This window comes from Alkalimonas mucilaginosa (assembly GCF_036327005.1).
In the GTDB taxonomy this organism is placed as follows: domain Bacteria; phylum Pseudomonadota; class Gammaproteobacteria; order Enterobacterales; family Alteromonadaceae; genus Alkalimonas; species Alkalimonas mucilaginosa.
Genome location: NZ_JAUGZK010000012.1, coordinates 22770 through 42087, shown reverse-complemented (window position 1 = coordinate 42087; position 19318 = coordinate 22770). Strand labels below are relative to the sequence as shown.

Genomic DNA, 19318 nt, shown 5'->3' with positions numbered 1-19318 from the left:
GCAATAAATGGTGCTGTATGAATGATTGGCAGGGCATTAGTGAGTTTGTCGCTGTAGCGGAGCGGCATAGCTTTACCGCAGCAGCCAGGCAACTGGATTGCTCGGTCGCGCAAGTCAGTCGCAATGTAGCGGCGCTGGAGCAGCGGTTGGGGTTAAAGTTACTGTTTCGCTCTACCCGCAGCGTGACCCTGACCAAAGAGGGCGAGTTGTATCTGCAGCATTGCCGGCACCTGGTGACGGGTTTGCAGGAAGCGAATCAATTGTTGGCCGATTTTAGTCAGACCCCGCGGGGGCGTTTGCGGATCACGGCTCCGGTCTATTATGGCGAGTACCGTATTGCGCCTTTGTTGCACCAGTTTCTACTGCAGTACCCTGAATTGGAGTTGCAGTTGCAGCTAAGTAATGAGCGGCTGGATCTGATTCAGGGCAGTTATGATTTAGCGATCCGTTTAGGCCAGTTGGAGGATTCCAGTCTGATTGCCCGGCGGCTGACCCGGCGGCAGTTGCGTCTGGTGGCTGCACCAGATTATCTGCAACAGTATGGTTGGCCTGAGTCATTGGCGGAACTTAGCCAACATCAGTGTTTACCCGGTACTTTAGAGCATTGGCGCTTTAGGGAGGCAGGGAAAACGATCAGCTTTCGTCCGCGAGGCCGGGTGCAGTGCAACAGTGGTTTAGCACTGCTGGATGCCGCACAGCGGGGGCTTGGTCTGGTGCAACTACCGGACTACTACGTAGATAGTCCCTTGCAACAGGGAAGTTTGCTGGAGTTATTACCTGAGTTGCAGCCAGAGCCGGAAGGGATTTGGGCGCTGTATCCAAAAAACCGCCACTTAACGGCCCGGGTGCAGTTGCTGATTGAATATTTGCAGCAGGCCTTACCGGCCACAGCATAAGCTGGTGGCATGATCGATAACCCTGGCTAGCGGCTATTTTCATCCAAGACCTGGTCGTGTTGGCTGGGTGCGTGCTGGTTCGGACCTGAAGGGTGAAAAAAGCTCTCTCTGTGCCAGTCGGGTTGCTGTCGGTCATTGGCCAGCTCAGCAATCAAATGCAGCAGCACCCGGCTTAACCGGGCTCCTTCATCGTAATAAATACCGCCAAACGCAGCGGTCAGTCCGGCGATGGAATCACTGGGCTGGTGGTAATGCTGGCTGAGGTAGCGTTGCCAGATGGCACGACCATCGATGTTGGGATCACGGGATTGCTGACCTACCATCAAAAACAATGCCGGGATGCCCTGCTCAACAAAGCGGTAGTGATCAGAGCGGGTAAAGAGTGCTTGCTCCGGCAGCGGATCTGGGCTGATGGTTAAAGCCTCCAGTGCAGCCGCTCTGGTGACGGCATCGCCTAAGCTGGAATGGTCGGCACCATAGGCCAGCAAATCGGCGAGTGGAAACAGCAGTAGCGGCGCATCAATATTCAGGGTTGCAATCACCCGCTCAAGTGGCACCGGTGGATTCTGTACAAAGTAATCGGCACCAAGCAAGCCCCGCTCTTCCGCGGTTGGAAATAAAAACAATACGGAGCGAGCTGGTGCAGGTCCCGCTGCCAGCACCCGGGCCGCTTCCAGCACGATGGCAACGCCGGCAGCATTGTCGATGGCACCATTGTGAATGGCAGCTTGCTGCGGATAGCGCAGGTTCTGGTTTATCCCAACATGATCACTATGGGCTGTGACCACCAGATAGTCATTTCTCAGCTCTGGATCACTGCCTGGCAATACCGCCAGTACATTCGGGCTTTCAAAGCTTTGGTGCCGGCTGCGTCGCTCCAGGGTCACGGTACTATTGAGCGCAAAACCGCCAGGCAGTTGTTGCTGTTCGACCAATGCAAACACCTCACTGGCACTAAGTGGAGCTTGCTGGAAAAAGGGGGCTGCTGCATCGTGATGCAGATAGGCTTCTGCCGAAAATGCGTGGGTATTGGTTCCCGGGACTTGCTGTTCGGTTAACCAGCTCATCATCGGAGCCAGACTAAAATGATGCAAAAACAGCTGGTAGGGCTGCACCTGTTGCTGCTTTGGAGTATACAAATAAATCACACCAATAGCCCCCCGAGCTTTGGCCTCTTGCAGCCGTTGTTGGCGCAGGTGGGCTATCTCATCGGCGGGCAAGTGCTCGGGTAAGCCAGTGAGCATCATCACCAGTTTGCCGTTAATATCCAGACCGGCGTAGTCATCCAGTCCATAGTGGGCCGAAACCAGGCCATAGCCAACAAAGACTACCTCGGCAGTGACTGCTGATTGCTCGGCCCAGAGATCAGGCAGTAAGAAATAATGCTGTGGTGTTTTGAATACATGGTCACCGTCCGGCAGATGCAGCACCATTCGATTGTATGGCTGCAGCAGACTGCTTTGGCGAATAGGGACCTGTTGTTGGAAGTCCTCGTAGCCCGGCAAAGGCTCTAAACCAAAAGCTTGCAATTGACTGGCCAGGTAACGGGCGGCAATTTGATGACCCCGGCTACCGGTTTCGCGCCCTTCCAGCAGGTCATCGGCCAGAAACAGCATATGACCGGCAATGCGGGCCGGCTCGGGTTGGGCAGAATAGCTGGCTGGGTGCCAACCGACACCCAGTATCCAGCCAAAAAGTAGAAGGTAGCGTAATGAAAAAGGCATAGAGTTAATTTTCAATCAAAAATTAACTCTATCCTGTAACGGTCATCAATATCAAATGATACTGTGCTGTTTACACAAAAAACAGAATGCAGCCACCCGTTCACGCTGCAGCTTAGTCGGCCGTAGTTCTGCTGTTTTGTTGGGTATGCGGCTGCCCGACCACATCATGAAAGTAGCTTTGTTGCAGCCAGAAAGGCCGTGCCGGGTCGTTGGCTAAATCCAGCGCAATGTTAAAGTTAATCTGGGTAAAGATAGCGCCGAAATCGTAACGAATAGGCCCATATTCCCGGGTTAAATCGGCTATGGAGTCGGTCGGTTTATGGTAATGCTTGCTAAAAAAGCTACCCCAGATAGCGGCAGCATCCTGCTTTGGATCCTGCGATTCGAAGCCGGTCATTAAAAACACCGCCGGAATGCCCTGACGTACCAGCGTGTAGTGATCGGAGCGGGTGAAAATAGCTTGTTCCGGCATCGGATCAGGACTCAAGCGAATACCTTCCCGGGCGGCTGCGCGCTCTACCACTGGGCCAAGCGAGGAGTGATTGGCACCAAAGGCTATCAGATCGGCAAACGGATACAGCAATACCGGCATGTCCATATTGACGTTGGCAATCAGGTTTTCAATCGGCCGGGTTGGGTTATGGGCATAGTAATCAGCCCCCAGCAGACCCTTTTCTTCACCGGTCACGACCAGAAACAAAATGGAACGTTTTGGAGCCTGCTGAAGCTCGGTAAACATGCGGGCGGTTTCCAGCAAAATGGCGACGCCGGCGGCATTGTCCATAGCACCGTTGTTGACTCTGTTGTCGCTGCGTACATCCTGGATCATGCCAATGTGATCCGAATGCGCGGTCAGCACCACGTATTCATCGCGCAGGCTTGGGTCTGAGCCTGGCAGCACTGCTACTACATTGGGGCTGCTGATGTCATCGTGTGTGGACTGCCGGCTTAAGGTCGCACTGATATTGAGTGCAAAGCCTTGTGGCATTTTCTTCTCATCCAGCATGGCATACACACTGCTTAGCGACGTGCTTGCCTCGGCAAACAAGGCTTCAGCTGCTTCATGGTGCACATAAGCGCCACCGCGAAGCTGTCGTTGTACCCCACCTGGCTGGTCATCGCTATCCAACCAGCGCATGGAAGGAGTGTTCAGGTACAAAATGCTGTTGGCATAAGGTCGCACCGCTTCACGCTGTGGTGTGTGAATGGTAATAATGCCAATTGCGCCTTGCTCAGCGGCAAAGCGGCTGCGTTCGCGGCCTAAATGCGCGGCTTCTTCGCTTGGAATATGTTCTGGCAGGCCCGGCAGCATCACGGCAATTTTACCGCTCAGATCCAGTCCCTGGTAATCGTTAATACCAAACTCTTCGGAAATCAGGCCATAGCCGACAAACACCAGCGGTGCTGTGATGCTGGATTCAGTGGCTACCGGATCGGCACTGCTGAAAAAAGCTTTCGGGTAGGCCAGTTCCTGATCGCCATCGGCAGTATGCAGCACCATGCGGGCACTGTTCGGTACTAAGCGACTGCTACGCAGCGGCACCCGCTGGAAGAAGCTGCCGTTATCACCGGCCGGTTCCAGGCCCAGCGCCTGCAATTGGGTGGCAATGTACAAAGCGGCGATTTCATGGCCACGGCTGCCGGTATCCCGGCCTTCCAGCTCATCCGATGCCAGAAACAGCATATGGCCTTCAATAGCAGCGGCGCTGGCTTGCGGCTCGGAGCGCTCCGTGGTGGATAGCGAACTACAGCCAAGCAGCAACAGGCTGGCAGCAACAACAACACTAAAATAATTCATAACTACGGACTCTGTTTGAGTGATCGCGGTTTTATACGCAGCAAGACGGCGAAAGACCAGTCAAAATCGGTCAATCGCCAGACAGTTACGCCTGATGACGCGGTGTGGCGGCAATCGCAGCCAGCAACTGGTGATAATCGCTAATGGCCGGGTATTGTTCGATGGTACGCAATGCCTGCTGGCTATCCGGGTTAGCGACGGCCAGCAAATGGCGGATGCCAAATTCATCGGCGGCTTGCAAAATTGGCAGGCTATCATCGACAAACAAGGTACGGGCAGGGTCAAAACCCAGCCGGTCTTGCAGCTTTTGCCATAAGGCCCAACTTTCTTTGGTGACACCAAATTCATGGGTGGAGATGAGGTTTTCGATGTATTTGGCTAAGTCGGTTCGCTCTATTTTTAATGACAGGCTATCCGGGTGGGCATTGGTGACCAAAACGATGTGACGGCCGCTGTCTTTTAACGCCGATAAAAAGGCCGGCACATCCTCACGCATACGGATTTTGTCCATGACTTCACGTTTTAGCTCGGTGATGGGCAGTTGCAGCCGTTTGCCCCAGTAGTCCAGACAGTACCACTCCAGCTTGCCGGTCAGTTCCGCGTACTCTGCCTGCAACTCGGCCTTGGCTTGAGCAAGGGTACGGCCACTGAGCTCAGCCCAGCGCTGGGGCAGGTGCTCTAACCAGAAATAGTTGTCAAAGTGCAGATCCAGCAGGGTGCCATCCATATCCAGTAAGACGGTATCAATTTGATCCCAGTTCAGCATCGTTTTTTCCTGTCATTCGTTTTATCATGGGGCTAAGTGCATTGTTGTATGCACATCAGCCGCCTGGCGGTGCTATTGTAGCAGAGGGAGACGGATGGCAGAATCAAAGCTGACAAAACAACCCCCAGAGATCCTTGGCCAGGATATAGTGGCACAAAGCAAACTGTTCAAGATTGAGCAGTTGCAGCTGCGTTTTAGTAATGGCGAAGAGCGGTTGTACGAGCGCATGCGTGGAAGTGGTCGCGGGGCCGTGATGGTGGTGGCGATGCCAGATCCGGATCATTTTTATCTGGTGCGTGAGTACTGCGCCGGCACCCACGATTATCAGCTGGGTTTCCCCAAAGGTTTGATCGATCCGGGGGAAGAAGCTTTGACCGCAGCCAATCGTGAACTGAAGGAAGAGATTGGTTTTGGCGCCAGGCGCTTGATCCCACTGAAGTCCCTGGCACTGGCTCCTGGCTATTTTAATGCTACAATGCATATAGTGCTGGCGCTGGATTTGTTTCCCGAGCTGTTGGAGGGTGATGAGCCTGAGCCGCTTGAGTTAACACGCTGGTCCCGGCACCATCTGGATGAGTTGCTGCAACAAGCCGACTTTACCGAAGCGCGCAGTGTAGCGGCTCTTTTTCTGGCGGATGCATACCTGGCAAGGAATCCTGATGTTTTTAAGCACACTGCTTGAACCGATAAAAACAGCCGCCAAGCAAGCCGGCGATCGGCTTTGGCAGCTGTATCAAAGTGGTGATTTCCAGCAAAATACCAAAGACGATCAGAGCCCCGTGACTACGGCCGATCTGGCTGCCAACGACATCATCATGCAGCATTTGCAGGAACTGACACCTGACATTCCCATTATATCCGAAGAAGTGCAGCTGTTGCCGCTGGCGCAGCGCCAGCACTGGCCGCGTTACTGGTTGATTGATCCGATGGATGGTACCCAGGAGTTTATCGCCAGAAGCGGTGACTTTGCGGTCAGTATTGCTCTGGTAGAACACGGCTGGCCAGCGCTTGGTGTCATTTACTGGCCCAAAGAGCAAATTTTGTATTACGCCACCCGTGGCCATGGGGCTTTTAAGCAGTTGGGCTCTAAAATTCGCCGCATTCAGGTGCATCAGCATCAGTTGCAGGAGCCACTACGGGTCGCGGTTAGCCGGCGTCAGGCGCGTGAGCCTATTGAGCAGTTGTTGCCGGAGGGGCAGCAAGTGCAGTACATACCGCTTGGCAGTTGCTCGTTAAAAAGCTGTCTGGTGGCGGAGGGCGGTGCGGATTGTTATGTCCGGCTTGGCCCAACCGGTGAATGGGATACCGGTGCTGTGCATATTATTGTGGAAGAAGCTGGCGGCAAAATCCTCGACAGCAGTTTTGCACCGCTTAGTTACAACCAGCGGGAAAGTCTGGCCAATCCGGATTTTATTGTGCTGGGGCAGGCCGCTTTACCCTGGCCAAAACTGATACAACCCCAGTAAACTTTCAGCCTGGCTTACAAAAAAACACCCATTGTTATGCAGTAAAATCGCATAGGCCGCGGCCTGCCTTGGTTCGCGCTGATTTGACTGTGATCAAAACCTATCTTTTTAGCGGCAAAAACGGTATTATGCGCGGGTGTTTTTTAGGCAGCGTTGCTGCCGGCACCTTGAAAGATGAACGTTGAAGTCCGCCTAGAGACTGCACCCTACACCTACAGTACCCTTAGGAGCCTACATCATGTCCGATTTGGATTTGAGCCAATACGGCATCACCGATGTCACGGAAGTCGTTTATAACCCCAGTTATGATCAATTATTCACGGAAGAGACTCGTGCAGATCTCGAAGGTTATGAGCGGGGAAAAGTCACTACCCTGGGCGCCGTAGCCGTGGATACCGGCATTTTTACCGGCCGTTCCCCGAAAGATAAGTACATAGTGCGCGATGACACCACCCGCGATACGCTGTGGTGGGCTGATCAGGGCAAAAATGACAACAAGCCGATTTCGCCGGAAGTCTGGGCCGATTTAAAGAGCCTGGTGACCAGTCAACTGTCTGGCAAGCGCTTGTTCGTGGTGGACACTTTTTGTGGTGCCAACCCGGACACCCGTTTATCCGTGCGCTTTATCACTGAAGTGGCCTGGCAGGCTCATTTTGTCAAAAACATGTTTATTCGCCCAAGCGACGAGGAGCTGAAAAGCTACCAGCCAGACTTTGTGGTGATGAACGGTGCCAAATGCACCAATGCCAACTGGCAGCAACATGGCCTGAATTCCGAGAATTTTGTTGCCTTTAACCTGACCGAGCGTATTCAGCTGATTGGCGGTACCTGGTACGGCGGTGAGATGAAAAAAGGCATGTTCTCACTGATGAATTACTATCTGCCGCTGCAAGGCATTGCGTCGATGCATTGCTCCGCTAACGTAGGTAGCGAAGGCGATGTGGCGATTTTCTTTGGTTTGTCCGGCACCGGCAAAACCACGCTGTCGACCGATCCGAAGCGTCAACTGATTGGTGATGACGAGCACGGCTGGGACGACGACGGTATTTTCAATTTTGAAGGTGGTTGCTACGCCAAAACCATCAACCTGTCGCAAGAAAACGAACCGGATATTTACCACGCTATCCGTCGTGATGCTCTGCTGGAAAACGTCACGGTGCGTGACGATGGTAGTGTTGATTTTGACGATGGTTCCAAAACCGAGAACACCCGGGTGTCTTACCCGATATACCATATCGACAACATCGTTAAGCCAGTATCGAAAGCCGGCCATGCCAAAAAGGTGATCTTCCTGACCGCCGATGCCTTTGGTGTGTTGCCGCCAGTTGCTAAGCTGACCAAAGAGCAAACCAAGTACCACTTCCTGTCTGGCTTTACCGCCAAACTGGCTGGTACTGAGCGGGGCATCACTGAGCCAACTCCAACTTTCTCCAGCTGTTTTGGTGCGGCTTTCTTAAGCCTGCACCCCACCAAGTATGCTGAAGTGCTGGTAAAGCGGATGGAAGCGTCTGGTGCCGAAGCTTACCTGGTGAATACCGGCTGGAATGGTACCGGCAAGCGTATTTCCATCAAAGCAACCCGTGCCATCATTGATGCTATTCTGGATGGCAGCATTGAGAATGCGGAATTTATGCAGTTGCCGTATTTCAACCTGGCGGTACCGACGCATCTGCATGATGTGGAGGATGGTATTCTGGATCCGCGTAATACCTACGCAGATGCAGCCCAGTGGGAGATCAAGGCCAAAGATTTAGCTCAGCGCTTTATCAACAACTTTGAAAAATTCACCGACAACGACGAAGGCAAAGCTCTGGTTGCCGCTGGCCCGCAGTTGTAAGTGTGAACGCCGTTTGAAAAAACGCAGCCACTGGCTGCGTTTTTTGTTGAAGCTGTTTTTGGCTAAAAAAACGGCGCCATCAGGCGCCGTTTGAACGTGTCGGGCTATTAATCCAGTTGAGTTTTCAAACCGCGGCGGATCAACAGCGCATCGGTGGTTGGCTCCTGGCCACGGAACTTGATGTAGGATTCCATCGGTGGCCGTGAGTTACCCACTTCCAGGATGTTTTTGCGGTAATGATCGCCGTTCTCACGGGTCAGACCGCCCCGGCTTTGCACATAGGCAAAAGCATCCGCTGCCAGAATTTCACTCCACATATAGGCATAGTAGCCGGCTGAATAGCCACCACCAATGGAGTGATTGAAGAAGGTTGATTTGTAACGCGGAGGTACCGCTGGTAAATCAACCCCGTATTTGGCCAGTGCAGCGGCTTCAAACTGCTCGACATTCTGCAGTGATGCATCTGCGCTTAGGGTGTGCCATTCCATATCAAGGAAAGAGGCCGCAATGTATTCCAGCGTATCGAAGCCCTGGTTGAAGCTGCGCGATTGCATGATTTTTTCCAGCAGCTCAGACGGAATTGGCTCACCGCTTTCATGGTGCTTGGCGTAGTTCGCCAATACTTCGGGGTGAGCGGCCCAGTCTTCTTCGAAAGTAGACGGGAACTCAACGAAGTCGCGTGATACGGCGGTACCGGCCAGGCTTGGGTACTTCACATTGGAGAACATGCCGTGAATGCCGTGACCCAGCTCGTGGAAGATGGTGGTGGTGTGATCATAGCTGATCAGCGTTGGCTCACCTTCAGGCGCTTTAGGAATGTTCATCACATTCACTACCACAGGCTTTTTACCCAGTAGGTGCGACTGGCCAACAAAGGAACTCATCCAGGCACCACCGCGTTTGCCTTCACGGGCAAAGTAATCGGCGTAGAAAATAGCCAGGCTGGTGCCGTCGTGATCAAACACCTCGTAGGCTTCTACATCCGGGTGGTACACTGGCAGATCAGGCCGTGGTTCAAAGCGGATACCATACAAGCGGTTCATGGTGTAGAACACGCCATCGTGTAAGACACGGTTAAACTCGAAGTATTGTTTTACTTCGTTTTCATCCAGATCGTATTTTTCCTGACGCACCAGTTCAGCGTAATATTCCCAGTCCCATGGCTGGACTTCGAAATCCCCACCATGACGACGGATCATTTCCTGAATATCAGCCTGCTCCTGTTTGGTATTGGCGACGACAGCCGGCACCATACTGGTCAGCATATCCAGTACATTTTGTGGTGTTTCTGCCATGGTGTTTTCCAACTGGTACTCGGCCCAGTTGTTATACCCCAGTAACTGAGCACGCTCGGCACGGATCTGCGCTAAACGCGATACGATAGGGCGCACATCCAGCTCGCCAGAAGTACCACGGAAAGCAGATGCCTCCCATACCCGTTGACGCAGTTCGCGATTATTCAGCGAAGTTAAAATTGGCTGACGGGTGGTATTGGTGATGCTTAGCAGGTACTTGCCTTCATGCCCGGCGGCCTCGGCGGCAGTGGCTGCGGCCCGGATCTGGCTGTCGGACAAGCCATCCAGCTCTTCCACATTGTCCACAACTACCGCGATATCACGGGTAATGGCCAGCTGGTTCTGTGAGAACTGGGTAGTAAGATTGGAGTGCTCTTCATTCAGAGCGCGGATTTTCACTTGCTGATCTTCGGTCAGAGTAGCTCCGGAGCGGACGAAGCGATCGTAGTACACATCCAGCAGACGGGCAGACTCAGCATCCAAACCCAATGCTTCACGCTGGTTGTAAATGGCTTCTACCCGGGCGAACAGCGCAGGGTTCAGGTTGATATTGTCCGAATGAGCAGACAGCTTAGGCGACAACTCACGTGCAATTCCGCGGCGCTTTTCGTTGCTGTCGGTACCAGACAAGTTAAAAAATACCCGTGACACCCGTGTCAGCATATCGCCACTACGTTCCATCGCGACGATGGTATTCTCAAAGGTTGCAGGCTCAGGATTGTTCGCGATAGCGTTAATTTCGGCCATATGCCGTGCCATACCCTCTTCAAAGGCTGGCAAAAAGTGTGCGTCGTCAATCAGACGGAAATCCGGCGCTTCGTACTGCAAAGCAAAGGGCTGGAAAAAAGGATTCTCACTGGCTACGTCTACCATGGCTTCAACGGTGGTATCGGCAGATAAATCGGCTGGGGTACTTGGTTGTTCAGAGCAAGCACTTAAAGTGAGTGCTGCACCAATTGCGGTAGCAATCAGAGTTTTGCGCATAGTTTTTCTCCTTCGAGGCGAAGTGTGCGAATGCATTATTCTATTTTTGAGTCAGCTGCCGGCAAATTCACGCACAGACAAGCAGCTTAACTGGTCGAGTATGCCAAAAAAAAAAGTAGAAATCATGTTTTACCGCTGACTGGCAGGCTGGGGAGGCTCAATTGCTGTTTGCCTGGCCAGGATCAGGGTTGGCAACCGGTAGAGTAAAGTAAAAACAGCTGCCATGTGGCTGTAATGGCTGGTAGCCTATATCGCCATGCATTGCCAGGATCAGCGAGCGGGCTATAGCCAGGCCAAGCCCTGATCCTGATTGCTGTTTGCGGTCGGAGCTGTCGGCCTGTGCAAACTTTTGGAACAGCAACGGCTGGAAATGCTCCGGCACCCCGCTGCCGTGATCCAGAATCATGACTTTGGCCTGAGTGGCTTCGGTCTGAAGCCGGATCTCCACGGTACTGTTGATAGGCGCATACTTGATGGCATTGGAGAGTAAATTGGTAACGACTTGCTGCAAACGTACCGGATCGACCCGAACCAGGCTGGGGGTTGGCTGGGTTTGCAGCTCTAATTTTAAGTGTGCCTGTGCCGCCAGCGGCTGATTTTGTTCGATGCACTGCTGCAGCAGTTGGTCCAGCACCACAGGTTGCAGCTGAAAGCGCATCTTACCAGCTTCCAGTTTTTCCATATCCAGCAGATCATTAATTAAGTGTGTTAAATGAGCGCAATTGTCGTAGGCAGTTTGCAGCAGTTGCTGAACCTGCGGGCTGACGGAACCCATCACACCGCCCAGCACCAGGCCAATACTGCCATTGATGGCGGTAAGCGGGGTACGTAGTTCATGGCTGACCGTGGAGACAAACTCATTTTTTAAGCGATCCACTTTATGGCGTTCAGTCATATCGCGCAGCAGGATCACATTTTTTTTCAGTTGGTTAAACTCAACTTCAGAGCGTGACAGCTCCAATGGGAAGGCTTGATCAAAGTGGTTTCGCCCTTGCGTTTTTGCGACTTTGGTTGGGTCCGTGGTTGCTTGTAACAGCGCATATTGTTCTTGTGGATCATCCAGCAAAGACGACCAATGCACCCCTTCCAATTGATTCATACTCAGGCCAAAAATTGTGGCTGCCGCCTGGTTAATGCGCTCGATATGGCCATTGGCGTCGGTGGTAATAATGGCATCGGCAACATTGTCCATCACGGTGCTAAGGTACTGCTGCTGCAAATTAAGCTGATGGCTGGATTGTTGCAACTGGTGACGTGAAGCGGTCAACCAACTGATCAGCATCAGCAGCAGCAAGGTGACCGAGTAGCCGACCAGACGAATTTCGCTCGTGCGGCCTTTCAGTGGATCGGTCGAGCGAATGGCTAATTGCCACTCAGCACCCCGTATGGTTAAAGCTAACAGCAGACTGTCGTCATAAAACAGGGCATTGTTGCCGACAAAGCTTTCACTAAAGCTGCCATCTTCCAACTGGCTGCGCAGCCCGGCCTCAATGCCGTATCTGTCCATAATCAGCTGCAGCTCTTGCCACAACTTGGAAGGCTCTACCACGATGCTGATGATGCCCCAATAGGTGTTGTCGATATACACCGGCAAACGGTGAATAAAGCCAAGCCCACCCTGGCGCAATTGCACCGGGCCAACTAAACGGCCTTGCTGACTTTCAATAACTTGCTGTACAGCCGGCCATTGCTCAGGGACATCCGGGTAATACAGGCCAAGCGCTGCTTCATTGCCTTCCAATGGGTAGATATAGCTAATGCGATTGTTTGGTGCCACACCAATATTGCGGATGTATAAGCCCAGCTGCACCAGTTCCGGTAGCAGCACATTGAACTCTTCTGCGGTCACCTTGCCTTTATTGGCCTGTACATACGCAGACAAACCAAAGCTTAAATACAGCGCCCGGTTTAATTCGGTCTCTAAAAAAGAACGGATATGGCCTGCATTGGCGACTTGCTGCTCCAGTTGCTGGCCTTTGGCATAGGCCACATCCTGTTGTACCAGATTTTCAGTAATCAGCACGCAGGATACTAAAGACAACAATAGCAAGCACCATTGCCATACAGACAGCAGTTTGACAGGGGTATGCATGAAGGCTCCGACACTATTGTCTGTATAGCATAACGTTTGATCGCAGCTTCGCAAAGTAAAGCTCTTCAGCCACCGGGAAAATCACGGTAAAAGCCTGAAAAAACTGATCGCCTGAAAAATGCGCAGCCTAGCGATAGACTTCGCCCCAAAGCCTGTCTATAATGCGCAGCTTGTAACCCAGCGTTGCAAAGCACCCGTAGCTCAGCTGGATAGAGCGCTGCCCTCCGGAGGCAGAGGTCTCAGGTTCGAATCCTGACGGGTGCGCCATAAATGAATAAACCGCCACTTCGGCGGTTTTTTCATTTACAGTACCTCGCCGGATGAGAACCTTCTTCGACAAAAACGCCGGGAGCGTTTTTGAACCGCTTCAGCGGGCCCTTTAGGGCGAGGGCAGGGATAGCCCGAGATACAAAAACGCCGGGAGCGTTTTTGAACCGCTTCAGCGGGCCCTTTAGGGCGAGGGCAGGGATAGCCCGAGTAATCCTGACGGGTGCGCCACAACGAAAGTTCATCACGGATTAAGCTTATTGGCCTATACTGGCAGAACTCCGGTTGAGCGGCCCCACAAGCCCCACTACTCCCTAACCATAAACAAGGATCCGTTATGTCTGGCTCGGCTTCATTGCTTCGTACGATTTTTGGCTCGGTCCACTGGACAGCTCCTGGTTGGGTGCAGCGGCTGTGCCAGCTAGTCAGGCAGCAGCCGGGGCGTTTTTGGGGCGCGGTGCTGGCCGTGCTGGTACTGCTAAGTGCCTTGGTGGCGGGCTATGCCTACTGGCAACAGCTTCCCAAGCCACTGCAAGTAAAGGCAACGGTGCAAAGCCCAGCCCTTGGGCATTATCTGGATGATGTCGAGCAACCCAGCATGCTGCAGCTGCAGTTTCACTACGATCAGACCGGGCAAGAGGGCGCTGTGCCAGAACTTTCGGCCGCCCGGCTGGATTTGATTGGCGAAGTACTCACCGAAGGCGCCAGTTTGAGCCCGCACATCGAGGGGCAATGGCTGTGGCAGGACGACAACACCCTTACCTTTACCCCTGAGCAGGCCTGGCCGGCTGGCCAGCGCTATCAGCTACGGCTGAACCGCAGCATCTTTGCGCCCGGTACCTTACTGGCAACCGATCGCTACAGCTTTGAGACAGTCCCGCTTACCGCCAGCATCAACCAGTTACGCTTTTACCAGCATCCAACCGAGCAAAACACCCGGCAAATCGTAGCAACACTGCGTTTTAGCCACCCGGTGGACCCCGACAGCGTCAAAGCGCAACTTTCCATGATGATGCGACCCGATGGTGCCGATAGTCAGCGCCGGGCCGAGCCACTGAGCTTTAGCCTGAGTGCCGATGAAAGCGGCCGTGAATTCTACCTGCAATCTGCCGCCATCCGCTTGCCTGAGCGCGAACAATACCTGAACCTGTTGTTAAAAGCTGGCGTCAGCGCGCAAAACGGTTCGGGCAAAACGCAGCAGGAATACGCGCAGCAGTTGCTGGTGCCGGATACAAGCAGCTTCTTAAAAGTGGAAGAGCTGCGCACCGATATTATTCGCACCCCGGAGCAGGAGCCGGAGCAAATGCTGCTGCTCAGCTTTACCGACCGCATTAGCCGTACAGAGCTGCAACAGCACCTAAAACTCTATGCCTTGCCCCGTCACCCACAGCGCAATAACTACCGCTGGGCACCGGGCGAAGTGACCAGCAGCGTGTTGCAACAGGCCAGCCCGCTTACTTTTGAACTGATGCCAACGGCCGAATCGCACGACCACGCCTTTAGCATCCGGCTGGATCTGCCGCCAGGCCAAAGTCTGTTTGTCAGTGTACCCCAGGGCCTGCAGTCGACCAGTGATTTTACCCTGGCCAATGAGTACCGTGCTGTGGTGCAGGCCCCGGCCTATCCCAAAGAAGCCCACATAGTGGGCGAGGGTGCGCTGCTTACCCTAAGTGGTGAGCAGCGGTTGCATCTACTGAGCCGTGGCCTTCCGGGCGTGCGGGTGCGGCTGCATAAATTGCTGCCGGGCGAGTTGAACCACTTTATCAGCCAGACGGGTGGCGACATCAGCCAGCCATACTTTTACAACCGCAGCTTTAATGAAAGCAATATCAGCAGCAGTTTTGAGCATACCTTTGCCCTGGCTGGCTCGCATGCCAGGCAAGCCAATTACCTGTCGTTAGCCTTAGCGCCTTACCTGGCGGAGGCCGGCATGGGGTTGTTTTTTATTGAGCTGTCTGAATACGATCCGGCGCGGCCAGAGCGCCAGGGCCGGCAACTGGATAAGCGGGTGGTGCTGGTCAGTGATTTAGGGGTGCTGGTCAAGCATCATGCCGATAGCAGCCAGCACATTTTTGTGATGTCGGTGGCGGATGGCAAGCCGGTAGTTGGGGCTAAAGTGGAGCTGTTGGGCCGCAATGGTCTTGCCCTGCTCAGAGGTACGACCAATGCTGAAGGCAGCGTCCGTTTTGGCAAAACCAGTGACTTTCAGCGCGAGCGTCAGCCGGTGGTGTACCTGGTCAGTCGCAGCCGGGGTGGCGTCACCGACAGCAGCTTTATTCCGTACGACCGTTACAGCCGCCAACTGGATTACTCGAAATTTGCCACCGATGGTCGCTACCAGGATGAACAGAGTGCCAGGGCACTGAATGCGTATTTGTTCAGCGACCGGGGCATTTACCGGCCCGGTGAACAGGTGCAGCTGGCTGCCATTATCCGCCACAACGATTTATCGGCCGCCGCCGCGCAATTGCCGTTAAAAATACAGGTGCAGGGGCCGCGTGGCCCTGTGTTTTGGCAGCAGAATTTCAGTGTATCAGGCCGTGGGTTGCACACCTTTAGCCTTGATACCCAGCCGCACAGTGAGACGGGCAACTACCATGCCAGCATCAGCCTGCTGGATCAGCATGGTCAGACCCGGCAACACCTGGGTTCGGTTCGTTTTAGTGTGGAGGAGTTTCAGCCGGATACGCTGAAAATCAGCAGCCGCTTTTATCAACACCAGGCCGCGGCCAACGATTCGGGCTGGTTATCGCCAGAGGATCTGGCACTGCACATTCAGTTGGATAATTTGTTTGGCACCCCGGCACAGCAACGGCGGGTCACTGCCAACATGGAATTGATCCCGACCAATTTCCATTTTAGCCAGTACCCGGAGCACAAGTTTATCGCCCCACAGCATGAGCAACTCAGCCGGAGCCGGGTGCGTCAAAGCCTGGATGAGCAGGAAACCGATGCCGATGGCACCGCCCGCTTTGCGCTGCCATTGCAGCAGTACAGTGGCGGTACCTACCAGTTGGTACTGACCAGCGCCGGCTTTGACGGCGGCGGTGGCCGCAGTGTGCAAAGCAGACGCAGTGCCCTGGTGTCACCGCTCACCGAGCTGGTGGGGGTAAAAAGTGATGGTGCACTGAATTACCTGAACCGCCAGCAAAGCCGTAACCTGCAGTTTATTGCCATCAACCCAGAGCTGCAGCAAATCGAGCTGGATGGCATCACGCTGAAGCTGGTGGAGCAGCGCCCGCTGTCGAGTTTGGTGAAACAACGGGATGGTACCTATCAGTATCAGAGCATTGTGCAGCAACTGACGGTCAGTGAAAGTCCCTTTCGCATCGAAGCCACAGGCAGCGACTATGCCCTGCCCACCGATACGGCCGGAGACTTTGAGTTGCAGCTGGTAAAAGATGACCAGTTGCTGGGCAAAGTCGCCTTCAGTGTGGTGGGGGCAGGCAATATCAGCGCCATGCTGGAGAAAAATGCCGCCCTGCAGGTACGGCTGAATAAGCCGGCGTATCAGGCCGGTGAGCGGATTGAACTGAATATCACCGCGCCTTATACCGGCAGTGGTTTAATCAGCATCGAAAGCGACAAAGTGCATGCATTTCGCTGGTTTACCGCCGATACCACCAGCAGCATCCAGTCGATTGAAGTGCCTGAAGGGATAGAAGGCAATGCTTACATCAATGTCAGTTTTGTGCGCGGCGCCGACTCGGATGCGCTCTTTGTCAGCCCGCTGAGTTACGCCGTGGTGCCCTTTGACATCGATCGCAGCAAGCGTGAGCTGGCCATTCAGCTGCAGGCGCCGGAAGAAGTGCGGCCGGGCCAGGCCTTTCGCCTTGATTATCAAACCGATCGGCCGGCGGACTTGCTGCTGTATGGTGTGGATGAAGGGATTTTGCAGGTAGCCGGCTATCAGCTGCCCGATCCGCTGGGCCATTACCTGCAAAAGCGTGCGCTGCAGGTACGCAGCCTGCAAATGCTGGATCTGATCCTGCCGGAATTCAGTGCTTTGCAGCGACAGTTAGCCGGGGTTGGCGGTGATGCAGAAAGGCTGATGGTGACAGGCAGCCGCCTAATGCTGGACAGCAATCTGAACCCCTTTGCCCGCAGGGCCGAGCAACCCGGTGTGTTTTGGCTGGGTGTGGTGAAAGCCGATACCGAACTGGCCAGCCGGCAAGTGACAGTACCAGCCAGTTTTAGCGGCAATCTGAAACTGATGGCGGTGGCTGTTGGCGATGAAGCCTTCGCCGCAGTCAGTCAGGATCTGCGGGTGCGCGGTCCCTTTGTGCTCACCCCGGAAGTACTGACCAGTGCCGCACCGGGCGATGCGTTTGATATCAATCTGTCGGTGGCCAATGGTGTGAAAGGCTCGGGCCAGGATGCGCCCATTCGGGTGGCGCTTAGTTTGCCCGACAACTTAACGGCCATCGGCGACACCGAGCAGCTGCTCTTCATTAGTGAAAACAGCGAGCAAAGCGCCCGTTTTCGGGTTCAGGCCGGGGCGGTGCCGGGCGAGGCCAGCCTGAGCTTCAGCGCGACCTATCAGCAAGGGGAGCTGATGGAGCAGGCCAGCCGCAGTGTTAGCCTGAGCATTCGTCCGGCCAGCCATTATCAAAGCAGCCTGAAGGCCGGTTATGCCGCCAAAGGCCCGGTGCATCTTGCCACCCGTTACCCCTTGTACGATGCTTTCGCCAAGCAGCAGGTGATTGCTTCGGCCAATCCCCTGGTGTTGGCAGAGAGCTTTACCCATTACCTGGAGCAGTACCCGCACGGCTGCACCGAGCAGGTGGTGTCGCAGGTGTTCCCCTGGCTGGGTCTGGTACAGCAGCCGTCGTATCAGGCGCAATGGCCGCAGCTAAACGAGAAGTTTGCCGTGCTGATCCAAAAGCTGGCAGAGCGCCAGCAAAGCGATGGCGGCTTTAGCTTCTGGCCGGATGGGTACCACAGTGCTGATTTCCCCAGCATCTATGCGATGCACTTCTTACTGGTCGCGCGTGAGCAGGGCTTGGTGGTGCCAGATTATCTGTACCAATCGGGGCTGGGGTATTTGCGGCAGCTGGCGCGCCAGGCCGGAGGCAACCTGTATCAGGCCCGGTTACGTGCCAATGCCATTTACCTGTTAACCCGCAGCGGCGAAGTCACCACCAATTACCTGGTCGAGTTGCACGAGCGACTGGAGCAACAGCACAAACAGGCCTGGAAAAGCGACATCACCGCCATCTATATGGCGGCCAGCTACCAATTGCTGCAGCAACCAGAGTTGGCGCGGCCTTTGTTATCCGGCTACCGCTTAGGCAAAGGTTCCGCCTTGCAAAGTGCTTATCTGGCGCGCACCACCACGGCCCTGCCGCCTTTTGCCAACCCGGCTTTTCAGTCGCAACTGAGCCTGGATGCGCAGTATGTCTACTTGCTGTCCAGCCATTTTTCCGAGCGGGCCAGGGCGCTCGATGGTCAGGATCTGCTGGCTTTGTTGCAGCCGGTGTTTCAGGGGCAGTACAACACCATCGCATCGGCCTATACGGTGCTGGCGTTGTCAGCCTATGGCCAATTGCAGAGCGACGCTGCTGCGACGGTGCCTGATTTTTACCAGCTGGATCTAAGCGGTGAGCGCAGCGCATTGCCGCTGCTGGAGGATGCCAGTGCCATACCGCGCGCTGCTGTGAGCACAGCAGCGGCGCACATCGTATTGGAAAGCCAGCAGCCGCTGTTTTATGCGTTAAGTGAAAGCGGTTTTTCCCAAGAGCCTCCGACGCAAGCGGTTGCCAACCAACTCGAGGTAGTGCGCGATTATCTGGATGCGAACGGCCAGCAGGTCAGCAGCGCCAGCCAGGGCGATGAGTTGACGGTTCGGTTGCGGCTACGCAGTGTGTCGGGTGGCTGGCACAGCAATGTGGCGGTGGTCGATTTGCTGCCGGCAGGTTTTAGCGTGGTACGTAGCTCAGTACCGCGTGACAGCGGGCGCTGGCGCGCTGATTATGTCGATATCCGTGAAGACCGGCTGGTGTATTACGCCAGCTTTGGCCCCCAGATGACCGAGCTGCGTTATCAGGTGAAGGTAACGGCTGCGGGCGACTTTGCCGTGCCTGCCGTGCTGGCTCAGTCGATGTACGATCTGTCGGTGCAGGCCAGTACAGCCCCTGGTCGCTTTGTGGTGACACAGGCCGATGCGACCCGCTAAGGGGCAGAGGGCTGTGGT

Annotated in this window: 10 protein-coding genes and 1 tRNA gene; 6 read left to right on the top strand and 5 right to left on the bottom strand. The window is 54.5% G+C overall.

What is annotated here, in order from left to right; translation table 11 throughout:
- Positions 1-17 precede the first annotated feature (17 nt).
- Positions 18-896: a LysR substrate-binding domain-containing protein gene (locus QWF21_RS14185; protein ID WP_330088698.1), complete on the top strand. Its 879-nt coding sequence runs from the start codon at positions 18-20 to the stop codon at positions 894-896.
- A gap of 26 nt (positions 897-922) precedes the next feature.
- Here QWF21_RS14185 and QWF21_RS14180 read toward each other — a convergent pair whose 3' ends face one another.
- The 3 genes from QWF21_RS14180 to yrfG all read right to left on the bottom strand — a co-directional run bounded on the left by QWF21_RS14180 (position 923) and on the right by yrfG (position 5184).
- Positions 923-2620, bottom strand: coding sequence for a M28 family peptidase (locus QWF21_RS14180; RefSeq protein ID WP_330088697.1), 1698 nt, complete (start codon positions 2618-2620; stop codon positions 923-925).
- Positions 2621-2732: 112 nt separating this feature from the next.
- Positions 2733-4418: a M28 family metallopeptidase gene (locus QWF21_RS14175; protein ID WP_330088696.1), complete on the bottom strand. Its 1686-nt coding sequence runs from the start codon at positions 4416-4418 to the stop codon at positions 2733-2735.
- 85 nt (positions 4419-4503) lie between these two features.
- The gene (yrfG, locus tag QWF21_RS14170) at positions 4504-5184 is read right to left on the bottom strand and encodes a GMP/IMP nucleotidase (RefSeq protein ID WP_330088695.1); all 681 of its coding nucleotides are present in this window, start codon (positions 5182-5184) and stop codon (positions 4504-4506) included.
- 94 nt (positions 5185-5278) lie between these two features.
- Here yrfG and nudE point away from each other — a divergent pair, with 94 nt between their 5' ends.
- The 3 genes from nudE to pckA all read left to right on the top strand — a co-directional run bounded on the left by nudE (position 5279) and on the right by pckA (position 8487).
- Positions 5279-5866, top strand: coding sequence for an ADP compounds hydrolase NudE (gene nudE / locus QWF21_RS14165; RefSeq protein ID WP_330088694.1), 588 nt, complete (start codon positions 5279-5281; stop codon positions 5864-5866).
- A complete protein-coding gene (cysQ, locus tag QWF21_RS14160; protein ID WP_330088693.1) occupies positions 5844-6650 on the top strand; it encodes a 3'(2'),5'-bisphosphate nucleotidase CysQ in 807 nt (268 codons plus the stop codon). The genes nudE and cysQ overlap by 23 nt, the downstream gene beginning before the upstream one ends.
- A 238-nt stretch (positions 6651-6888) precedes the next feature.
- Positions 6889-8487, top strand: a complete 1599-nt coding sequence (gene pckA, locus QWF21_RS14155; RefSeq protein WP_330088692.1) for a phosphoenolpyruvate carboxykinase (ATP) — start codon at positions 6889-6891, stop codon at positions 8485-8487.
- A gap of 107 nt (positions 8488-8594) precedes the next feature.
- On the opposite strand, the gene QWF21_RS14150 is transcribed toward pckA, so the two are convergent.
- Entirely contained in the window at positions 8595-10766 is a 2172-nt protein-coding gene (locus tag QWF21_RS14150; RefSeq protein ID WP_330088691.1) for a M3 family metallopeptidase, read from the bottom strand.
- 157 nt (positions 10767-10923) lie between these two features.
- Entirely contained in the window at positions 10924-12858 is a 1935-nt protein-coding gene (locus tag QWF21_RS14145) for an ATP-binding protein (RefSeq protein ID WP_330088690.1), read from the bottom strand.
- Between the two features lie 190 nt (positions 12859-13048).
- Between QWF21_RS14145 and QWF21_RS14140 the strand changes: the two genes are divergently transcribed.
- Positions 13049-13125 (top strand) — tRNA-Arg (locus tag QWF21_RS14140).
- Positions 13126-13462: 337 nt separating this feature from the next.
- Entirely contained in the window at positions 13463-19300 is a 5838-nt protein-coding gene (locus QWF21_RS14135) for an alpha-2-macroglobulin family protein (protein ID WP_330088689.1), read from the top strand.
- Positions 19301-19318: the final 18 nt, after the last annotated feature.

Coding starts and splice junctions, on each gene's coding strand:
- cysQ (WP_330088693.1), top strand. CDS start 5,844: ATGTTTTTAAGCACACTGCTTGAACCGATAAAAACAGCCGCCAAGCAA.
- QWF21_RS14150 (WP_330088691.1), bottom strand. CDS start 10,766: ATGCGCAAAACTCTGATTGCTACCGCAATTGGTGCAGCACTCACTTTA.
- QWF21_RS14145 (WP_330088690.1), bottom strand. CDS start 12,858: ATGCATACCCCTGTCAAACTGCTGTCTGTATGGCAATGGTGCTTGCTA.
- yrfG (WP_330088695.1), bottom strand. CDS start 5,184: ATGCTGAACTGGGATCAAATTGATACCGTCTTACTGGATATGGATGGC.
- QWF21_RS14135 (WP_330088689.1), top strand. CDS start 13,463: ATGTCTGGCTCGGCTTCATTGCTTCGTACGATTTTTGGCTCGGTCCAC.
- QWF21_RS14175 (WP_330088696.1), bottom strand. CDS start 4,418: ATGAATTATTTTAGTGTTGTTGTTGCTGCCAGCCTGTTGCTGCTTGGC.
- QWF21_RS14180 (WP_330088697.1), bottom strand. CDS start 2,620: ATGCCTTTTTCATTACGCTACCTTCTACTTTTTGGCTGGATACTGGGT.
- QWF21_RS14185 (WP_330088698.1), top strand. CDS start 18: ATGAATGATTGGCAGGGCATTAGTGAGTTTGTCGCTGTAGCGGAGCGG.
- nudE (WP_330088694.1), top strand. CDS start 5,279: ATGGCAGAATCAAAGCTGACAAAACAACCCCCAGAGATCCTTGGCCAG.
- pckA (WP_330088692.1), top strand. CDS start 6,889: ATGTCCGATTTGGATTTGAGCCAATACGGCATCACCGATGTCACGGAA.